This window comes from Pantoea sp. EABMAA-21, from assembly GCF_030053335.1.
GTDB lineage: Bacteria > Pseudomonadota > Gammaproteobacteria > Enterobacterales > Enterobacteriaceae > Pantoea > Pantoea communis.
On record NZ_JASGBX010000013.1, the window covers coordinates 93,057 to 113,285 of the forward strand.

General features: G+C 54.9%; 21 protein-coding genes. 11 read left to right on the forward strand and 10 right to left on the reverse strand.

Going from position 1 to position 20,229, the window contains the following annotated elements; genetic code table 11:
- The first annotated feature begins 248 nt into the window (after nt 1-248).
- The gene (gene infA, locus QMZ65_RS18450; protein ID WP_002211347.1) at nt 249-467 is read left to right on the forward strand and encodes a translation initiation factor IF-1; all 219 of its coding nucleotides are present in this window, start codon (nt 249-251) and stop codon (nt 465-467) included.
- An 87-nt stretch (nt 468-554) separates the two neighbouring features.
- Here infA and clpA read toward each other — a convergent pair whose 3' ends face one another.
- On the reverse strand, nt 555-2,834 hold the full coding sequence (clpA, locus tag QMZ65_RS18455) for an ATP-dependent Clp protease ATP-binding subunit ClpA (RefSeq protein WP_283216480.1): 2,280 nt from the start codon (nt 2,832-2,834) through the stop codon (nt 555-557).
- A gap of 55 nt (nt 2,835-2,889) precedes the next feature.
- Complete coding sequence (gene clpS / locus QMZ65_RS18460) at nt 2,890-3,210, reverse strand: ATP-dependent Clp protease adapter ClpS (protein WP_034820663.1); 321 nt, start codon at nt 3,208-3,210, stop codon at nt 2,890-2,892.
- Between the two features lie 322 nt (nt 3,211-3,532).
- Here clpS and cspD point away from each other — a divergent pair, with 322 nt between their 5' ends.
- Nucleotides 3,533-3,754: a cold shock-like protein CspD gene (gene cspD / locus QMZ65_RS18465; RefSeq protein ID WP_038647847.1), complete on the forward strand. Its 222-nt coding sequence runs from the start codon at nt 3,533-3,535 to the stop codon at nt 3,752-3,754.
- Nucleotides 3,755-3,843: 89 nt separating this feature from the next.
- Here the strand turns inward: cspD and QMZ65_RS18470 are convergent, their stop codons facing one another.
- On the reverse strand, nt 3,844-5,484 hold the full coding sequence (locus QMZ65_RS18470) for an ATP-dependent nuclease (protein WP_283216496.1): 1,641 nt from the start codon (nt 5,482-5,484) through the stop codon (nt 3,844-3,846).
- Between the two features lie 135 nt (nt 5,485-5,619).
- Here QMZ65_RS18470 and QMZ65_RS18475 point away from each other — a divergent pair, with 135 nt between their 5' ends.
- From QMZ65_RS18475 to ltaE, 3 genes are all read left to right on the forward strand, one after another.
- The gene (locus QMZ65_RS18475; RefSeq protein ID WP_166936476.1) at nt 5,620-6,516 is read left to right on the forward strand and encodes a LysO family transporter; all 897 of its coding nucleotides are present in this window, start codon (nt 5,620-5,622) and stop codon (nt 6,514-6,516) included.
- A gap of 110 nt (nt 6,517-6,626) precedes the next feature.
- Nucleotides 6,627-8,348 (forward strand): ubiquinone-dependent pyruvate dehydrogenase, encoded by a 1,722-nt coding sequence (gene poxB / locus QMZ65_RS18480; protein ID WP_097119338.1) that lies wholly within the window; start codon nt 6,627-6,629, stop codon nt 8,346-8,348.
- A gap of 69 nt (nt 8,349-8,417) precedes the next feature.
- Nucleotides 8,418-9,416, forward strand: coding sequence for a low-specificity L-threonine aldolase (gene ltaE, locus QMZ65_RS18485; RefSeq protein ID WP_166936479.1), 999 nt, complete (start codon nt 8,418-8,420; stop codon nt 9,414-9,416).
- 229 nt (nt 9,417-9,645) lie between these two features.
- Here ltaE and QMZ65_RS18490 read toward each other — a convergent pair whose 3' ends face one another.
- Both QMZ65_RS18490 and QMZ65_RS18495 read right to left on the reverse strand, forming a co-directional pair.
- Nucleotides 9,646-10,470 (reverse strand): N-acetylmuramoyl-L-alanine amidase, encoded by an 825-nt coding sequence (locus QMZ65_RS18490; RefSeq protein ID WP_160832419.1) that lies wholly within the window; start codon nt 10,468-10,470, stop codon nt 9,646-9,648.
- Complete coding sequence (locus QMZ65_RS18495) at nt 10,470-10,790, reverse strand: heavy metal-binding domain-containing protein (RefSeq protein ID WP_038647859.1); 321 nt, start codon at nt 10,788-10,790, stop codon at nt 10,470-10,472. Before QMZ65_RS18495 ends, QMZ65_RS18490 begins: the two co-directional genes overlap by 1 nt.
- Nucleotides 10,791-10,887: 97 nt before the next feature.
- Here QMZ65_RS18495 and QMZ65_RS18500 point away from each other — a divergent pair, with 97 nt between their 5' ends.
- The 6 genes from QMZ65_RS18500 to artJ (QMZ65_RS18525) all read left to right on the forward strand — a co-directional run bounded on the left by QMZ65_RS18500 (nt 10,888) and on the right by artJ (QMZ65_RS18525) (nt 15,452).
- Complete coding sequence (locus QMZ65_RS18500; protein ID WP_097119341.1) at nt 10,888-11,427, forward strand: lipoprotein; 540 nt, start codon at nt 10,888-10,890, stop codon at nt 11,425-11,427.
- 239 nt (nt 11,428-11,666) lie between these two features.
- A complete protein-coding gene (gene artP, locus QMZ65_RS18505) occupies nt 11,667-12,395 on the forward strand; it encodes an arginine ABC transporter ATP-binding protein ArtP (protein ID WP_097119342.1) in 729 nt (242 codons plus the stop codon).
- Nucleotides 12,396-12,410: 15 nt separating this feature from the next.
- Nucleotides 12,411-13,142, forward strand: a complete 732-nt coding sequence (gene artJ, locus QMZ65_RS18510) for an arginine ABC transporter substrate-binding protein (protein WP_034820697.1) — start codon at nt 12,411-12,413, stop codon at nt 13,140-13,142.
- 6 nt (nt 13,143-13,148) lie between these two features.
- Complete coding sequence (gene artQ, locus QMZ65_RS18515; RefSeq protein ID WP_097119343.1) at nt 13,149-13,862, forward strand: arginine ABC transporter permease ArtQ; 714 nt, start codon at nt 13,149-13,151, stop codon at nt 13,860-13,862.
- A gap of 3 nt (nt 13,863-13,865) precedes the next feature.
- The gene (gene artM / locus QMZ65_RS18520; protein WP_283216481.1) at nt 13,866-14,534 is read left to right on the forward strand and encodes an arginine ABC transporter permease ArtM; all 669 of its coding nucleotides are present in this window, start codon (nt 13,866-13,868) and stop codon (nt 14,532-14,534) included.
- Nucleotides 14,535-14,720: 186 nt separating this feature from the next.
- On the forward strand, nt 14,721-15,452 hold the full coding sequence (gene artJ, locus QMZ65_RS18525) for an arginine ABC transporter substrate-binding protein (protein ID WP_097119345.1): 732 nt from the start codon (nt 14,721-14,723) through the stop codon (nt 15,450-15,452).
- A 63-nt stretch (nt 15,453-15,515) separates the two neighbouring features.
- Here the strand turns inward: artJ (QMZ65_RS18525) and rlmC are convergent, their stop codons facing one another.
- The 5 genes from rlmC to potG form a co-directional block, all read right to left on the reverse strand.
- Nucleotides 15,516-16,652, reverse strand: a complete 1,137-nt coding sequence (gene rlmC, locus QMZ65_RS18530; protein ID WP_283216482.1) for a 23S rRNA (uracil(747)-C(5))-methyltransferase RlmC — start codon at nt 16,650-16,652, stop codon at nt 15,516-15,518.
- A 48-nt stretch (nt 16,653-16,700) separates the two neighbouring features.
- On the reverse strand, nt 16,701-17,165 hold the full coding sequence (locus tag QMZ65_RS18535) for a YbjO family protein (RefSeq protein ID WP_034820707.1): 465 nt from the start codon (nt 17,163-17,165) through the stop codon (nt 16,701-16,703).
- A 73-nt stretch (nt 17,166-17,238) separates the two neighbouring features.
- Nucleotides 17,239-18,084, reverse strand: coding sequence for a putrescine ABC transporter permease PotI (gene potI / locus QMZ65_RS18540; RefSeq protein ID WP_283216483.1), 846 nt, complete (start codon nt 18,082-18,084; stop codon nt 17,239-17,241).
- Nucleotides 18,081-19,037 carry a putrescine ABC transporter permease PotH gene (gene potH / locus QMZ65_RS18545; RefSeq protein ID WP_034820712.1) on the reverse strand — a complete coding sequence of 319 codons (957 nt, stop codon included), beginning with the start codon at nt 19,035-19,037 and terminating at the stop codon, nt 18,081-18,083. Before potH ends, potI begins: the two co-directional genes overlap by 4 nt.
- 9 nt (nt 19,038-19,046) lie before the next feature.
- Nucleotides 19,047-20,180 (reverse strand): putrescine ABC transporter ATP-binding subunit PotG, encoded by a 1,134-nt coding sequence (gene potG / locus QMZ65_RS18550; protein WP_156102820.1) that lies wholly within the window; start codon nt 20,178-20,180, stop codon nt 19,047-19,049.
- Nucleotides 20,181-20,229 lie beyond the last annotated feature (49 nt).

Sequence of the window (20,229 nt, forward strand, 5' to 3'; positions counted from 1 at the left end):
GGTTGGGAATCTCATCCATTTCCCGAAGCTGTTACCGTTGTGCACTTGATGCCAATTGCGACAACTTCTTAGCCCGCTAATCCCCCGCAGACGTCAATAAAAACACCCGAATTTTTCCGTAATGCACGCGCAATGGCGCGACGCACGGCGAAGCGTTGGCAAAATCGCCAACGGTTCTTTACATAAATCATGGAATTCGGCATTATCTTGCCGGTTCAACAGTTTGGTAGTTCACCCCAGAGGATTCGATGGCCAAAGAAGACAATATTGAAATGCAAGGTACCGTACTGGATACGTTACCTAACACCATGTTCCGCGTAGAACTTGAAAACGGGCACGTGGTTACCGCTCATATCTCCGGTAAAATGCGCAAAAACTACATCCGCATCCTGACGGGCGACAAAGTGACTGTCGAGTTGACCCCGTACGACCTGAGCAAAGGCCGCATTGTCTTCCGTAGTCGCTAAGTTGTTGTCCACATCTCGCGTTTGTGGCAATTAACTGAGCGCGAAAAAAAAGGCCGGATTTTCATCCGGCCTTTTCTTATCTGCAACTCAGTGCACAGTCCCTTCGGTTTTCCGTTTTTCCGCACTCAGGAAATGGTAGGTCAGCTGGTTTTTTTCTTTATCCAGCGCCACCGAGACTGAACCGCCATCCACTAATGAACCAAACAGCAGTTCGTTAGCCAGTGGTTTCTTCAGATTCTCCTGCACGGCACGTGCCATTGGACGGGCACCCATCGCTTTGTCGTAACCTTTATCCGCCAGCCAGTCACGAGCATCATCACTGACTTCCAGCGAGACGCCTTTTGCATCCAGTTGCGCTTGCAACTCGACGATGAACTTATCCACCACCTGATGGATCACCGCGGTATCCAGATGACGGAACCAGATAATGTTATCCAGACGGTTACGGAACTCAGGCGTAAAGATCTTTTTGATCTCTTCCATCGCGTCGGTGCTGTTGTCCTGCTGAATCAAACCAATCGACTTACGCTCAGTTTCGCGAACACCGGCGTTGGTGGTCATCACCAGCACCACATTGCGGAAGTCCGCTTTGCGGCCGTTGTTATCGGTCAGCATGCCGTTATCCATCACCTGCAGCAGCAGGTTAAAGACATCCGGGTGCGCTTTCTCGATTTCATCCAGCAGCACCACCGCATGCGGATGCTTAATCACCGCATCGGTGAGCAAACCACCCTGATCGAAACCAACATATCCCGGAGGTGCACCGATCAAACGGCTAACGGTGTGGCGCTCCATATACTCGGACATATCGAAACGCAGCAGCTCAATCCCCAGGGCCTTCGCCAACTGAACCGTCACTTCGGTTTTACCGACGCCGGTTGGCCCAGCAAACAGGAATGACCCCACGGGTTTGCGATCCTGACCGAGACCGGCACGGCTCATCTTGATCGCTTCAGTCAGTGCTTCAATCGCGTTATCCTGGCCAAACACCAGCATTTTCAGACGATCGCCGAGATTTTTCAGCGTGTCGCGATCGGTGGCTGACACACTTTGCTCTGGGATACGCGCAATACGTGCCACCACAGATTCAATATCCGACACGTTGACCGTTTTCTTACGCTTACTCACCGGCACCAGACGTGCACGCGCACCTGCTTCATCTATCACGTCAATCGCCTTATCCGGCAGATGACGATCGTTGATGTATTTCACCGCCAGTTCCACGGCTGCACGCACTGCCTTCGCGGTATAACGCACATCATGGTGAGCTTCATACTTCGGTTTCAGTCCGTTAAGAATCTGCACGGTTTCTTCGACAGAAGGTTCGGTAATGTCGATCTTCTGGAAACGACGCGCCAGCGCACGATCCTTCTCAAAGATGTTGCTGAACTCCTGATAGGTGGTTGAACCCATCACGCGGATTTTCCCACTGGAGAGCAACGGTTTGATCAGGTTAGCGGCATCCACCTGTCCACCGGACGCGGCACCCGCACCGATAATGGTGTGAATTTCATCGATAAACAGGATGCTACTGGTATCTTGTTCCAGCTGTTTGAGCAGCGCTTTGAAACGTTTTTCAAAATCACCACGGTACTTGGTACCCGCAAGCAGCGAACCGATATCCAGCGAGTAGATGGTGCAATCTTTCATCACTTCCGGAACATCGCCCTGCACAATGCGCCAGGCCAGCCCTTCCGCAATCGCGGTTTTACCCACGCCAGATTCACCCACCAGCAGCGGGTTATTCTTACGGCGACGGCACAATACCTGAATGGCACGCTCCAGCTCTTTATCGCGGCCGATCAGCGGGTCGATTCCGCCGACACGAGCAAGCTGATTAAGATTGGTGGTGAAGTTTTCCATACGTTCCTCCCCGCCTGCTTGCTCTTCGTTAACCGGATTCTGCGCATTGTTCTGCGGCTGGCCCGGCTCATCTTTACGCGTACCATGGGAGATGAAGTTCACCACATCGAGGCGGCTGACTTCGTGTTTGCGCAGCAGGTAAGCCGCTTGAGACTCCTGCTCGCTGAAAATGGCGACCAGCACGTTCGCGCCTGCCACTTCGCTGCGACCGGATGACTGGACATGGAATACCGCACGTTGCAACACGCGCTGGAAGCTGAGCGTTGGTTGAGTATCACGCTCCTCTTCACTGGCTGGCAGCACCGGCGTGGTTTGTTCGATGAAGGCTTCGAGTTCCTGTCGCAGAGCCACGATATCCACCGTACAGGCTTCCAGTGCCTCTCTGGCCGACGGGTTGCTAAGCAATGCCAGCAACAGATGCTCGACGGTCATAAATTCATGACGGTGCTCGCGCGCTCTGGCGAAAGCCATGTTTAAACTGAGTTCCAGTTCTTGATTGAGCATTTGGCACCTCCCCCAATTATCGCTCTGACGACCTTTCCCCTATATGGAGACGGGCTCAGGCTTTTTCCAGCGTACACAGCAACGGATGTTCATTCTCTCGTGCGTAATTGTTCACCTGGGCGACTTTGGTTTCCGCCACTTCTGCAGTGAATACACCACAAATCGCCTTTCCGTGGTAGTGAACTTTCAACATCAGTTGCGTTGCACGTTCAACATCATAAGAAAAGAACTTTTGCAGAACGTCAATAACAAATTCCATAGGTGTATAATCGTCATTATTCAGAATGACTTTATACATTGAAGGCGGCTTTAACCCTTCGCGTACTTTATCTTCGGCTAGATGTTCAAAATTAAGCCAGTCGTTTGTGTTTGCCATAATGTTCCGTCGAAATTCTGCGTTACGATTGCGCGCATTTCTGCGCCCATTCCTAAGTTTAACATGTCTGTCAAGCCACCTTTCCCTTAAGAAAAAACGGCCCTAAAAGCCCATGCGCGACCTGTATCACAAAATTTGCAATAGCGTTAACTGCCTCAAATTTTGATGAATTTCTCCCCGTGCGCCAGGGCCGTTTGCTTGACGATAAGGACCGTTTCTCTACATTCTACTTACACAAGCTGATTGAGTTTTAAACAAACTCGACTCACAGCTTCAATGACCTCACCTACTGTTCAAAATGTCTTGCGAGGGAAGTAAAAGCATGGAGACGGGTACTGTTAAATGGTTCAACAACGCCAAGGGCTTCGGCTTTATCTGTCCGATTGGCGGCGGCGACGATATCTTCGCACACTACTCCACGATTCAGATGGAGGGATACAGAACGCTGAAGGCCGGCCAGCAGGTTCAGTTCGATGTCCATGAAGGGCCAAAAGGCAATCACGCCAGCTTGATTGTGCCCTGTGAAGTCACGCAAGTCGCCTGACGCGCGCCTCTTCATTCATTCTGACCACTCCCGAAAAAAAATGCCAGCCGCAGACGCTGGCATTTTTCTTTTGCGGATTTTCCCGCCCCTCAATCTGCACGTCCGCGAGCTAACCACATCACGCGAGCAAACAGCTGATCCAGTAACGAGGGAATCGCCTGCGGCCCACGCTCTGCCGCCGCCATGGCTACCGCAATCGCCAATTCGGGTTTTGAGCTGTGATGAATCGCTTTAGTAATAATACGCCGCGCATTCATCGGCACGTTTAACGGCAGGTGCGCCATGTCGTGATAAACGTCGCTGAACCCCTGCTTATAGAGAAAATGTTCTATATCCGGAGCCGGGAACTGCGTCAGATGATCGTCTTGCTGCTCATGCTCCTGCAGTTGGCTCCGTGCGCTGGCTGCATACTTATTGCCCGCTTCGTCGCCGTCAGTCAACACATGCCAGGCAATGCCCATGCGTCTGGCAAACTTCAACAGCGGCTTAAGACCAGACTGCGCAAATTCGATGACTTTGACCCCTTCGGCCGCAAAATGGTAACCGCGCTGCCGTGCCAGTTCATTGATGATCCACACTTCCGTCTCCCCCTCCACCAGCAACCAGCAGCGGGCAAAGAGTGCCGAGGGGCGATTCACGCGGATATGAAAGCCAATACGGCGGCTCTCCTCAGCGCTCAATCCTTCAGGACCAATCCGCCATGCCGCAACGCGTGTAGGTTCACGCACCAGGCGACAAATATTCTCTAACGGCACCTGAGATAACAGCTCCCCCGAATTGGTGGTGGTGATTTTTTGCAGCGGCATTAAATCCAGCAGATTCCACGCCACTGACAGCATAATTGGATGCAGTCGCGTTTCCGGATCCTCCACCAGCAACAATGGATGAGCGCCCGGCGGCAGCGCTTCATTGCCGTGCGCCTGAATCAGTAAAGAGAACATGCGCAATAAAATGACCTGCCGACTGCGTGATTCCGTTCCCGCAATCAGGTGGTTAAGCTTGTCAAGTGAACGCCAGCCTTGCGAACCATCGCGTAATTCAGGTGCGACACGCGCCGCGCTGACCCCCGGTTGCTGCACAAGGAAGTAGTGCTCCAGCAATTGCTGCATGGTGTGCAAGCCCTGACGCAGTAAATCGTCGCTCAGATTCTGCGGCTGCACCACCAAATCCCGGGTTAATTTCTCGACTTCCTGTGACAATTCACTCAGCGTCGTGGCCCGGCGGTCCGCATCGGTGCTGCTGTGCCGTCCACGCCGGCCAAAGCGCGCATCGCGCAGTCTGAGCACGGGATAGAAGGCACGCAGATGGGCCAGCGCCGCCTCAGTGCCTTCCATCGCCAGCACATCGCCATTTTGGTCGATGAAGCGCCAGGTGGTTTTCACACCATGCTCGTTGCGGCGCGCACGGGTGCTGAAGCGGATAAAGCGCCCGTTTTCATCGCGCTGCCAGAAAGGCTGGAACACTGCTTCGTCATCGCCCGCTTGTGCTCGAAAGCGGAACACCAGTTGCAGCTGGCGCAGGCGTGCTTCCAGATCGCCCGGTGGGAAGTGAAAATCATGTTCGGTAAACTGATAAGGTTCAGTCGCAGGCGCCAGTAATAATGTCAGCGCATCCAGCAAGCTGGATTTACCCCAGGCATTTTCACCAATCAGCAGATTGGTATCAGTGAGCGGCAACGACAGCCGATTGATGCCACGAAAACCGCGAATATCGATATGTTCCAGAAACATCATGCTATCCCTTGAGTGCTTTGCCTGAGCATGGTTCGCCTCGTTAAGTTGGTCAAGTTAATGCACGGGTAAAAGGTTTACACTTCAACTGTTTTCCGTTAGCTTGCGGCCCTCTCCCACGGATGGAAACGCGCTATGTATGGCTTGATCATCATTCTGCTGCCACTGATTGCTGGCTATTTACTGCATGTGACCCGTGCCAATCTGCTGCGCGGCGTCGCCCGCATGCTGAGCGCACTGGTGTACATCATCCTGTTTTTTATGGGCACCAGTCTCGCTTTCCTCGATAACCTCAGCAGTAATCTGCTCACCATTTTTCATACCGCGTTGATCAGTATGTTGTGCATTCTCGCCTGTTCTCTGCTGGCTTTCTGGCTACTGGAGAAGCGCGTGCCGTGGCATCACCCGCACAAGCAGCAAGCCCTGCCTTCACGTCTGCACATGGCGCTGGAATCCCTCAAGCTGTGCGGCTCGGTACTGGGCGGATTCCTGTTGGGATTAAGCCAGTGGTCAATTCTGCGCCACGCATCAACCATCAGTGAATATGCCCTGATGCTGATGTTGTTCCTGGTCGGCATTCAACTGCGCAGCAGCGGCATGACCTTGCGTCAAATTACGCTCAATCGTCGCGGCATGCTGGTAGCCGCGGTGTCGCTGTGCAGCGCCTTAATCGGCGGAATGCTGGCCGCATTATGGCTCGATTTGCCAATCAAAACCGGCCTGGCGCTTGCCAGTGGCTTCGGCTGGTACTCGCTGTCCGGTATTCTGATGACCGAATCCTTCGGCCCGGTGATTGGCAGCGCGGCCTTCTTTAACGACCTGCTGCGTGAGCTGATCACCATCATGTTAATTCCGCTACTGATCAGCCGTCAGCGCAGCATGACGCTGGGATTGAGTGGTGCCACCTCAATGGATTTCACCCTGCCGATTCTGCAACGCACTGGCGGCATGGAGATTGTTCCAGCGGCGATCGTGCACGGTTTTATCATGAGCTTATTAGCGCCGATTCTTATCGCGTTGTTCTCCGCCTGACCGCAGAGCGCATTTTTTCACGGCTGCGCGTCGTCTCCATCGTCTACGCTTTCTGACTGACACGTTTCCGCCATCGGGATGGATGGCAAAACACCAGAAAGGAGCGAATGATGAAGCAAACTGTGGCAGCACTGTTGGCCAAAACCCTGGAAAATGCGGGCGTAAAGCGCATTTGGGGCGTGACGGGCGATTCGCTCAACGGGCTGAGCGACAGCCTCAACCGCATGGGAACCATCGAATGGATGCCCACGCGCCATGAAGAAGTGGCGGCTTTTGCTGCCGGCGCTGAGGCTCAAATCAGCGGCGAGCTGGCGGTATGTGCCGGTTCCTGTGGCCCCGGAAACCTCCATCTGATTAACGGACTGTTCGATTGTCATCGCAACCACGTTCCGGTACTGGCGATCGCCGCACATATCCCTTCCAGCGAAATCGGCAGCGGCTATTTTCAGGAGACGCATCCGCAGGAGCTATTCCGCGAATGCAGCCATTACTGCGAATTAGTCTCTAACCCAGAGCAGTTGCCGCAAGTGTTGGGGATTGCGATGCGCAAAGCCATCCTTAATCGTGGTGTATCCGTGATTGTCATTCCCGGCGATGTGGCGTTGAAACCGGCACCGGAAGGCGCACGCAGTGAATGGTATCCACCGCAGTTGCCACATATTGTGCCCAACGCCAGCGAGATTGCCCGCCTGGCTGAAACGCTGAACGACGCAGAAAATATTACCTTGATGTGCGGCAGCGGCTGTGCTGGCGCGCATGCAGAAGTGGTGAAGCTGGCAGAAACGCTGAAAGCGCCCGTGGTGCATGCCATGCGCGGAAAAGAGCACATCGAGTACGATAATCCTTACGACGTCGGCATGACCGGCTTAATCGGCTTCTCATCCGGTTATCACGCCATGATGAACGCCGACACGCTGGTGCTGCTGGGCACACAGTTCCCTTATCGCCCGTTTTATCCGGCTGATGCCAATATCATCCAGATTGATATCAATCCCGCCAGCCTTGGCGCACACAGCCATGTCAATATGGCGCTGATTGGGGATATCAAAGCCACATTGCAGGCGCTGCAGCCGCAGCTCAACAGCAAAAACGATCGTCATCATCTCGACAGCGCGTTGGAACACTATGTAGATGCGCGAAAAGGTCTGGATGAGCTGGCCACCGCCAATGATAAACAGGCGATTCATCCGCAATATCTGGCGCAGCAAATCAGCCATTACGCGGCTGAAGATGCCATTTTCACCTGTGATGTCGGCACGCCCACCGTTTGGGCCGCACGTTACCTGAAGATGAATGGCAAGCGCCGTTTGCTGGGATCGTTCAACCACGGTTCGATGGCTAACGCGATGCCACAGGCGCTCGGCGCTCAGGCAATCGATAAGCAGCGTCAGGTCGTGGCGCTGTGCGGTGATGGCGGCTTCAGTATGTTGATGGGCGACTTTATTTCGGTGGCACAACTGAAACTGCCGGTGAAGCTGGTGATCTTCAATAACAGCGTGCTGGGCTTCGTGGCGATGGAGATGAAAGCCGGTGGTTACCTTACCGACGGCACCGATCTGGAGAACCCGGATTTTGCCGCCATTGCCACCGCCTGCGGCATTAAAGGCATTCGCGTCGAGAAAGCCTCTGAACTCAACAGCGCGCTGGAACAGGCGTTTGCGCATGATGGCCCGGTACTGATCGATGCGATCACCGCTAAGGAAGAGCTGTCGATGCCGCCGCAGATCAAAGCCGAGCAGGCCAAAGGATTCAGCCTGTACATGCTGCGCGCGATTCTGAATGGACGGGGTGATGAGATTGTTGAACTGGCGAAAACCAACTGGCTGAGGTAAAACGGATAACCAGGCCAGATAACTCACAACGCGGGCGCTCAGCCCGCTTTTTTGTTTCAGGAGAGCGATGTGATCGATTTACGCAGTGATACCGTAACCCGCCCAAGTGCCGCCATGCTGGATGCGATGATGGCCGCCGAAACTGGCGATGATGTCTATCGTGACGATCCCACCGTCAATGCGCTGGAAATCGAGGCCGCCCGCCTGAGTGGCAAAGCCGCAGCGCTGTTCTTCCCGACCGGCACGCAAGCCAACCTGGTGGCGCTGCTGTGTCACTGCCAGCGCGGCGATGAATATATCGTCGGTCAACAGGCACATAACTACAAATACGAAGCGGGTGGCGCGGCGGTACTGGGCAGTATTCAGCCACAACCGATCTCGCACGCCGAGGATGGGTCGCTGCCGCTGGCGGATATCGTTGCCGCTATCAAACCCGATGATATCCACTTTGCGCGCACGCGCCTGCTGAGCCTGGAAAACACCCATCACGGCAAAGTGCTGTCGCAGAGCTATCTGGAACAAGCGTGGAAGTTAACGCGCGAACACAAACTGGCGCTGCACATTGATGGTGCCCGTATCTTCAACGCCGTGGTGGCGCAAAATGTTGAGCTAAAGGATATCGCGCGTTATTGCGACACGCTGACCATCTGCCTGTCCAAAGGACTCGGCACCCCGGTGGGTTCACTGCTGTGCGGTGATGAAGCCTACATTGAGCAGGCGCGTCGCTGGCGTAAGATGACCGGCGGCGGCATGCGTCAGGCGGGCATCCTGGCGGCGGCGGGTCTGTACGCGCTGAAGCACAACGTGGCGCGCCTGAAAGAAGATCATGACAATGCGGCCTGGCTGGCTGGGCAGCTCAGCGCCATAGGGGTTGAGGTACTGAATCAGCACACCAACATGTTGTTTGTGAAAGTACCGGCGGATCAGGTTGACGCACTGAAAAGCTGGATGCACTCCGGCGATGTGCTGATGAGCGTGGGTCCGGTCACGCGCATTGCCACCCACCTCGATGTCAGCCGCCAGGATTTACAACGTCTGGTTGCGCACTGGCAGGCGTTTTTAGCGTAACAGGCCGCAAAGTGTCTTGCAGGGACGGCTTTCGGGCCGTCCACAAGCTCACCAACGCGAGGCCCTGTTTCAGCCGCACCGTATTTCACCAGCAGCGCCCGAGCTATCGCCAGCGTTTCCGCATCGGCGATGCCATACACCGTCTCTTCACTGCGCTGCGCCGTATTTCGCCAGCAGCGCCCGAGCTATCGCCAGCGTTTCCGCATCGGCGATGCCATACACCGTCTCTTCACTGCGCTGCACCGTATTTCGCCAGCAGCGCCCGAGCTATCGCCAGCGTTTCCGCATCGGCGATGCCTCGATAATCCCGCGCACGGAAGTGCATCTGAAACGCCGCAATCAGCTTACGCTGCATTGTCGGGGTATTCGCTGAATTGACGTCATAACCATAGCGCTGCAGCACATCCAGCAGTTCGGCCTGATCGATGGGCGCATCCGCTGCGAGCCCATTGAGATAGCGCTGCACGGTGGCGCTATCGGGCCATGCGCCCAGCCCCTGCTGCGCCAACTGCTGCCACGGGAACAGGGGGCCAGGATCCTGTTTACGCTGCGGCGCGATATCGCTGTGCCCCACCAGATTTTCAGGCGTGATGGCATAACGCTGCGTGATATCTTTCACCAGCGCCACCAGCACGCTGATTTGCGCGGGCGTAAAAGGCTGCCACTCCACGCCGGTTAATGTTCGCGTGTAGCCACGATTGACGATCTCAATCCCAATCGACGTGTCATTGATACGGGTCGCACCGCGCCAGAAACTCGGCCCGGCATGCCACGCCAGTTCGCGCTCCGGCACCAGTTGCCAGATGACGCCCTGGCCGCCTTTTTGCGCCGGCTGCTGCGGGATCAAATAGTGGGCACTGACTTCACGATCGGTGAGCGTGGCCAGCGAGGATGGCAGATCTTCGGCGGTATAATGGATCACCACCACTTTAATGCGTGGCCGCGCACCCTGCGCCGGATGCGCGGTATCGACCCAGTAGCCGTTGCGCGGCTCAACAGACGACTGACAGGCACTCAGTAAAAACGCCAGCGCCAACAGAACAGCAAAACGCATCAGCGAATAATCACTGCGGTACCGGTCACACTGACCATCAGCATGCTGCTGTCTTTGCCCACGGTTTCATAATCGATATCAATGCCGACGACCGCATTCGCGCCCAGCGCCTTTGCCTGCTCTTCCAGCTCTTCAAACGCGATCTGTCGCGCTTTGCGCAGCTCTTTTTCATAAGCACCGGAACGACCACCGACGATATCGCGAATCCCGGCAAAGAAGTCACGGAAAATGTTGGCCCCGAGAATCGCTTCACCGGTAACCACACCGCAATATTCACTGATGCTGTGCCCTTCTAAGGTGGGCGTGGTGGAAAATTTCATTTTTCTCTCCTGAGGTGAACAGCTCGTACGGCGTAAAAGCAAGACTATACTCTATGCTAAAAATGACGCTTTGCCAGTGAACAATAAGGAAATCGAGATGAGAAACAATGCCTTTGCGCTGCTTGTTCCCGCTGCGTTACTGCTCAGTGCCTGTACCACCGTTGAACCAGTGATCAAGGATAACGGACCGCGCACTGCCAGCTGTGCCGACGGTGGCCCAGATAGCGTCGCGCAGCAGTTTTACGATTTGCGCATCAGCCAGCCCGGCCAGGGTCTGCCCGATAGCACCGCACTGGCGAAATATCGCCCTTACCTGAGCGATCGCCTGTATCAAAAACTGCTGAGCGCCAGCACGCAGAGCAGCAAACCTGCCTCATGGAGCCAGGGCGATCTGTTCTCCAGCCTCGCGCAGGGTCCAACATCCGCCGATGTTGCCAGCGCCTCAACCATTCCTAATCGCGATGCACGTAACATCCCACTGCGAGTCGATTTGAGCCGTGATGGCAAAAGCTGGCATGACGAGGTATTGATGATTCACGAAGGAACCTGCTGGGCGGTGGATGATATTCGTTACGTCGGTGACTGGCCGCACGCAGGCGGCGGATCGCTCAGCCAGCTGCTGGAAGAGAAGAAATAGCTGTTCAATTTTACAGCACTCAGTTCTAAACATAAGCGCGCCGCATCTTTGCGGCGTTTTTTGTTAATTTTTCATCAATAAATTGCAGCCAGCGAGCCCTTCCAGGCGTTGACCTGCGCGATATTGTGCTACGCTTTTGGGACTTCACTGCTGTTTAATAAATTTTAACCCACCACAATTGCATAACTATTCTGGTGACGTTAAGATTCGCGGCACTAATTACTATTCATTTTTTGCGCATGGGTATTCAACTAAACGCCATAAACTGTTTTTACGGTGCCCATCAGGCACTGTTCGATATCAACCTGGCTTGTCCGCAGGGAGAGACGCTGGTGTTGCTCGGGCCGAGTGGCGCGGGTAAAAGTTCGCTCCTGCGCGTCCTCAATCTGCTGGAGCAGCCGCGTTCAGGCAGCCTGCAGATTGCCGGGAATCACTTCGACTTCAGCAAAGCGCCGTCAGACAGCGCAATCCGTGAACTGCGCCAAAACGTGGGCATGGTGTTCCAGCAATACAATCTGTGGCCTCACCTCACCGTGGTGCAGAATCTGATTGAAGCACCGTGCCGCGTGCTCGGCCTCAGCAAAGACGCCGCGCGTGCGCGTGCCGACAAACTGCTGGAACGTCTGCGTCTGACCCCCTTTGCCGATCGTTTTCCATTGCATCTTTCTGGTGGCCAGCAACAACGTGTGGCGATTGCCCGAGCGTTGATGATGGAGCCGCAGGTGCTGTTGTTCGACGAACCCACCGCCGCGCTCGACCCTGAAATCACCGCGCAGATCGTCAGCATCATTCGTGAGCTGGCACAAACGCAGATCACCCAGGTGATTGTAACCCACGAAGTCGAGGTGGCGCGCAAAACCGCCAGCCGCGTGGTGTACATGGAGAACGGCCATATCGTTGAGCAAGGCGATGCCAGCCACTTTACACAGCCGCAAACCGAAGCGTTTGCACATTATCTTTCGCACTAAGTCAGGATGCATCTAATGAAAAAAGTCGTACTTGCTGCACTGCTTGCCGGTCTGAGCCTCAGCGCTTCTGCTGCGCAGACCCTGCGTTTCGCCACTGAAGCTTCATATCCTCCATTTGAATTTGTGGATTCTGACAACAAAATTCAGGGCTTCGATGTCGATCTGGCCAATGCGCTGTGTAAAGAGATTGATGCGACCTGTACCTTCACCAACCAGGCATTTGACAGCCTGATCCCCAGCCTGAAGTTCCGTCGTTTTGACGCCGTGATGGCGGGTATGGATATCACCCCAGAGCGTGAAAAGCAGGTGCTGTTCTCCAAGCCTTACTACGATAATTCCGCGATCTTTATTGCCCAGAAAGGCAAGCTGGCGAATGTGGATGCGCTGAAAGGTAAACGCGTTGGCGTTCAGAACGGCACCACGCACCAGAAATACCTGTCTGATAAACACAACGACATCACGGTTGTGCCTTATGACAGCTACCAGAACGCGGTTCTGGACCTGAAAAATGGCCGTATTGATGCGGTATTCGGTGACACCGCCGTGGTGAACGAATGGCTGAAACAGAATGCCAACCTCGCACCACTGGGTGAGAAAGTGACCGATAAAGATTACTTCGGTACCGGTCTGGGTATCGCCGTCCGTCAGGGCAACACTGAGCTGCAGGGCAAATTCAACACCGCTCTGGAGAAGATCAAAGCTGACGGCACTTACAAAACCATCTACAACAAATGGTTCCAGCAGTAATCTTTGATGAATGAAATGATTCCACTCGCAAGCGCCGCCGGCATGACCGTCGGGCTTGCTGTTTGTGCACTGATCGCCGGCCTTGTGCTGGCGATGATTTTTGCTGGCTGGGAAACCGTCCGCTGGAAACCGCTGGCGTGGATCGGTACCGGGCTGGTGACACTGATCCGTGGCCTGCCGGAAATTCTGGTGGTGCTGTTTGTCTACTTTGGTGCCTCACAGCTGCTACTGACCTTATCCGATGGCTTCCATATCAATCTGGGCTTGTTTAGCATTCCCGTGCAGGTTCAGATTGAAAACTTCGACGTCAGCCCTTTCCTGTGCGGCGTCATTGCCCTGGCAATGCTTTACTCGGCCTACGCCTCCCAAACGCTGCGTGGCGCGCTGAAAGCAGTGCCTGTCGGCCAATGGGAATCTGGCCAGGCGTTGGGTATGAAGAAATCGGCGATTTTTTTCCGCCTGATCATGCCACAAATGTGGCGTCATGCGCTGCCGGGCCTGGGCAATCAGTGGTTGGTGTTACTGAAAGATACTGCGCTGGTGTCGCTAATTAGCGTGAATGACATCATGCTGCAAACCAAAAGCATTGCCACACGCACCCAGGAACCCTTTACCTGGTATCTGGTGGCTGCGGCCGTCTACCTGATCATCACGCTGTTCAGTCAGGCGATACTGCGCCGTATTGAATCACGCACCACGCGTTTCGAGCGGGGGGCCTGACGCATGCTGGATTACTTACCCGAACTCCTGAAAGGGCTGCACACCAGCCTGACCTTAACCATTGCGTCACTGATTGCCGCGCTGGTGCTGTCGCTGCTGTGTACCATTGTATTCTCACTGAAAGTCCCGGTGCTCAACTGGCTGGTGAAAGGCTACATCACGGTGTTCACCGGCACGCCGCTGCTGGTGCAAATCTTCCTGATATATTACGGTCCCGGCCAGTTTCCCAGCATTCAGAACGTGCCGTGGTTATGGCATCTGCTATCACAGCCCTGGCTGTGCGCGCTGATTGCACTGTCGCTCAACAGTGCAGCCTATACCACTCAGCTATTTTACGGTGCAGTACGCGCCATCCCTTCGGGTCAATGGCAATCCTGCGCTGCGCTGGGGATGAACCGTAAAGACACGCTGCGTATCCTGCTGCCGTATGCGTTTAAACGCGCCCTCTCCTCTTACTCTAACGAAGTCGTTTTAGTGTTTAAGAGCACTTCACTGGCGTACACCATTACGCTAATGGAAGTGATGGGGCATGGGCAATTGCTGTATGGCCGCACTTATGACATCACGGTGTATGCTGCTGCCGGGCTGATCTATCTGGTGGTCAACGGTTTGCTCACGCTGATGATGCGTTTAATCGAAAAGCGCGCATTGGCATTCGAACACCGTAATTGAGTGTTGTAGTGGCGCGAAGTATCGCGTTTGTCTGAGGTGAAAGTGCTGCGGACAAACGCGTCATATCTCGCGCTGCTACGCCCCAATAATGCATGTAATTTTTTAATCATATTATTTGCATATAAATTCATTTGCTGGCATCGTGTAACCCGTTCTATCTCTGGCATGGTTTACAGGAGTCACATAATGAAAAAATGGATTGTTGCTGCGGCGCTGGCAACACTGGCAATGAATGCTTATGCTGCGGAAAAAATCCGCTTCGCCTCTTCTGCGACCTATCCCCCGTTTGAATCCCTCGACCACGACAACCAAATCGTTGGCTTCGATATCGATCTGGCAAAAGCCTTATGCCAGCAAATGAAAGCGGATTGCACCTTTACCAATAACGCGTTTGACAGTCTGATCCCTTCGCTGAAGTTCCGTCGTTATGATGCGGTTATCTCGGGTATGGATATTACCGCCGAGCGCAGCAAACAGGTCGATTTCACTCAGCCCTACTACGCAAATTCCGCGATTGTGATTGCACATAAAGGCCAGTACACCGACTTCAGCCAACTGAAAGGCAAGCGTGTCGGCGTGGAGAATGGCACCACGCATCAGAAATACCTGCTGGAGAAACATCCTGAAGTGATCGCCGTGGCCTATGACAGCTATCAGAACGCGATTCTCGATCTGAAAAATGGTCGCCTGAACGGCGTATTTGGCGATAGTGCGGTGGTCAATCAGTGGCTAAAAGCCAATGAAGACCTCAGCCCAGTGGGTGAACATATCACCGATACCGAATACTTCGGCACCGGCTTAGGCATTGCGGTGCGTAAAGGCAATGCAGCGCTGTTAAAAGAGATGAATGACGCGCTGGTGGCGTTGAAAGCCGATGGCACCTGGCAGCAAATCAACCAGAAGTGGTTCCCGGAATAAGCATTATGGAGCCTCGTGGCGTGCCACCTGACAGGTTCTGCACGTCCTCCGTTCAGGCGGTGGCTACGTGGCTCCACCCTTCTTAATCAGTAATGTCAGCACTTCAAAATGTGCGGTGTGCGGGAACATATCAAACAGCTGGACGCGGCTCACCGCGTAATCGGCCAGACGTGCAATATCCTGCGCCATCGTGCTGGGATTGCAGCTTGAATAGAGAATGTAGTCTGGCGCCATTTCACTGAGATAAGCACACAGCTCAGCACCAATCCCGCGACGCGGCGGATTGACCAGCACCAACTGTGGCACCTGCTCACGCGATTTGGCGAACTGGGTCGAATCCAGCGCGGCGAAACTCACCTTATCGAGTCCTAACTGTTCAGCCGACTGCTGCGCACAGGCAATGGCTTCCGCACTGATCTCAATACCGGTCAGCTGCATCTCGGGCGTGGCACAGTGCAAGCCGAAACCGCCCACGCCGCAGAACAGATCCCACATGCTGGACACCGGCAGCTCCGCGACCCAATCACGCGCCGTGGCATACAAATCGGCGGCGACCTGCGGGTTAGTCTGGAAGAAACTCTGCGGGCGAATATACAGCGGCACCTGATTGAAACACTCCGCCAGCGCTTGATCCGGCGTCAACGCAATCTCTTCATCCCCTTCCAGAATCGCCATATGCACCGGCTGGATGTTGGCGGAGATCACTTTCAGCTGCGGTAACTGCTGCTGCAGCCAGGGTAAGGCCGCGCGCAACTGCTCCAGCTTGCTGGTGGAACGCAGCACAAACCGCAGCATCATGCCACCTTGCGAACTCTCGGTCAGCAGCAGGAATTTCAGTTCACCGCGTTTACGCGCCACGTTGTAGGGCGTTAATCCGGCGCGGGCAATAAAAGGTTTCAGCACCTCGAACACCGGCGCAAAGCTGGCGGGATAGAGCGGGCAATCGCACAGATCAACCGGTTCGCCATCACGCGCCACCATGCCAAAAATCGGCCGCTCAACGCTGCCGCTCACCACCATTTTGGCTTTATTACGAAAACCTTGCAGTGCGGAGGTCACCGGCGGTAAATACTCGGCCACTGCGGTCTGCGACAGTAACTGCTCGAGCAGCGACTGCTTCTCGCTGAGCTGCTGCGGATAGGGTTTCTCCAGCCACTGGCACGAACGACAGCGACCGGCATCATAAAGCGCGCAATGCATGGAAAGACCTGTATTCAGAATCGGGTGAAAAATCGGGGGCAGATTGTATCACCGGGCGCGGAAAAATGCGCGACTGCTGGCCGGCACAAACAATAGCAGTAACACCAGCGCATCCGGCACTTTCTGCATCAGCGTGTGATGGATGATCTGTGCATTAGTTTCACCGGGAATACTGAAAATTTCCGGGTAGATCCACCCAACGGACGCCATCAGCATATAACCGAGCACGATAATTTGCGCCATCACATAACCCCATCGTCCGCGATTGCTACCGCGCAACAGGGTAAAGGCACAGCGTAGTTCAAACAGAAAGATCAGCTGACTGGCGATAAAAATTAGCGTGGAATCCCACGCCTGCGCGCTACGGTGGACAAAGTTAGCCATTTCGTCGTAACCCAGTTCATTGGCCAGCATCAGCACGCTGAGACAGCGCGTGGCAATAATGGCGATCCCCGCCACCATCACCGGTGCAGGCGTAGAATTTGCCATCGCGTTTTTGAGGGTTTCCGACATGGTTTGACTCCGTAACCATAAAAAAACGGGCCATTAAACCGGCCCGTTCTTATATTGGCAAATGTTACGGCTTTCAGCCACGTTTAGCTTTCTGAATATCGCGTAAACGTTGCTTTTCTTCGTGCGCCATAAAGCGCCAGGCGATGAAACCGACCAAGCCGACGACAAACAAAATCAACGAGGCTAACGCATTGATCTCTGGATTGACGCCGCGTCGCACGGTAGCAAAGATCGCCATTGGCAACGTGGTAGCGCCTGGCCCGGTGACGAAGCTGGCAATCACCAGATCATCGAGTGACAGCGTAAAGGCCAGCAGCCAGCCGGTGACAATTGCCGGAGCAATCATGGGTACGGTTATCACGAAGAATACTTTCAGCGGCGTCGCCCCGAGATCCATTGCCGCTTCTTCGATGGAACGATCCAGCTCGCGCAGACGGGAGTTGATCACCACCGCCACATAAGCGGTACAGAAGGTAACGTGCGCCAGCCAGATGGTGAGCATGCCGCGATCGCTCGGCCAGCCAAAGGTGTTGCCCATTGCTACAAACAGCAGCAGCAGTGACAACCCGGTGATCACATCCGGCATCACCAGCGGTGCAGTGAGCATAAATGCAAAACCGCTATGCCCACGGAAACGGCCGAAACGCACGATGATCACCGCCGCCATAGTGCCCAACACCACCGCCATGGCGGCCGAGAGCGCGGCGATAGTCAGGCTGAGGCCAACGGCATCCAGCATCGCATCGTCCTGGAACAGCACTTTGTACCAGTGGAATGAGAAGCTCTCCCACACGGTGACCAACTGCGAGCTGTTGAAGGAGTAAACCACCAGCAGCAGCATCGGCGCGTACAGGAACAGGAAGCATGCGGCCAAAATCGCCGTACGCCATGGAGAGCGAATGGTCGGTAACTGATTCATTCCTTCTCTCCTAACTCACGATTTTGATGCTTGTGGAACCAGATGATCGGCAGAATCAAAATCAACAGAATGATCACCGCCAGCGCTGAAGCCACCGGCCAGTCACGGTTATTAAAGAACTCCTGCCATAGAATACGGCCAATCATGATGCTGTCCGGCCCTCCCAGCAGTTCTGGGATCACGTACTCCCCTACCGCCGGGATAAACACCAGCATCGAACCGGCGATAATCCCGCCTTTGGTCAGCGGCACAATCACGCTAAAGAAGGTTTTAAGCGGACGCGCGCCCAGATCCAGTGAGGCCTCGACCAGCGAGTAGTCGATACGGGTTAGCGCGGTATAGATCGGCAACACCATAAACGGCAGATAGCAGTAAACGATACCGATATACACCGCGGTATTGGTGTAAAGAATCACCAGCGGGTGATCGATAACCCCCAGCCACATCAGGAAGCGGTTAAGAATGCCGTTGTTGTTCAGCAAGCCCATCCACGCGTACACGCGCACCAGGAACGAGGTCCAGGAGGGCAAGATCACCAGCAACAGCAGGATGGTGCGCATTGAAGGTTTGCTGTGCGCCACCGCCCACGCCAGTGGATATCCGATCAGCAGACAGATCACGGTAGAAATTGCCGCCACCTTGAGTGAAGTCAGATAGGCTTCGGCATACAGCGGATCATCCGTCAACGTGATGTAGTTACCGAGATTCAGCACCAGATTGAGCTGGTCATCGGCCCAGGTCACCAGATCGGTGTAAGGCGGAATGGCACGCGCAATATCGGCGAAACTGATCTTCAGCACGATCAGGAACGGCAGCAGAAACAGCAGGATCAGCCAAAGATAAGGCAAGGCGATCACCAGCTTGCGGCCATGCAGCATTTTAATGCGCGTGCCCCAGCGCTGCAGCGGTGTGCCCACCACTTCCGGCTCGCTGCGTTGAGAAATCTGGCTCATTACGCCTCCTTAAACCGTCAGAACCACACAGCTGTCGGCGTCCCAGCACAGGCGAACTTCATCACCCCATGTTGGCGCACCTTTGCGGTAGCGATGTGCATTCTGCAGCTGCGCGCTGATCATCTGACCGCTGCGCAGGCGAACGTGATAAATCGACAGGTCACCGAGATAGGCAATATGCACCACTTCGCCGACGGCAAAGTTGCAGCCATCCGCCGGCACCTCTTCGCACAGCATCACTTTTTCCGGACGTAAAGCGACATGCACGGGCACGTTATCGATGATAGAGACATCGGTCTGCACTTTAAGCGGATGTACCAGGCCCGGCGCATCAATGACCACGCCCTCTTCCGTGCGCTCACGCAGCAGGCCGTCAAACACGTTGACCGATCCAATAAACTCGGCACTATAGCGGCTGGTAGGATGCTCGTAGATCTCTTCCGGCTCACCAATCTGCACGAACTTACCGCGGTTCATGATGGCAATACGACCGGCCATGGTCATGGCTTCTTCCTGGTCGTGCGTCACCATCACGCAGGTCGCGCCGACGCGCTCCAGAATATCCACCACTTCATGCTGCATGCGGTCGCGCAGTTTCTTATCCAGCGCGCCCATCGGCTCATCCAGCAGCAGCAGTTTGGGGCGTTTCGCCAGGCTACGCGCCAGCGCCACGCGCTGACGCTGACCGCCGGAAAGCTGATGCGGTTTACGCTTAGCAAATTCCTGCATATGCACCAGCGTCAGCATTTCGGCCACGCGGCTGCTGATTTCGCCTTTCGGCAATTTATCCTGCTTCAGTCCAAAGGCGATGTTCTGCTCCACCGTCATGTGCGGGAACAGCGCGTAGGACTGGAACATCATATTGATCGGGCGCTGATAAGGCGGAACGTGCGACAGGTCTTGCCCATCCAGCACAATCTGCCCGCTGGTCGGTGGCTCAAAGCCCGCCAGCATGCGCAGCAAGGTCGATTTACCACAGCCGGAAGCACCCAGCAGGGCAAAAATCTCACCTTTATAAATGGTCAGGCTGACATCATCTACGGCGTGCTGGCCGTCAAAAGATTTGGTCAGGTTGCGAATTTCCAGCAGCGGCGTTAACGCCTTAGCCGTTTTATTTGGGGGGCGGGGAATCGCGTCGTTCACTAACATTTCTCCGGCGCTAAGCGGTGTAGCGCGGCACAGCCAGCCGCTA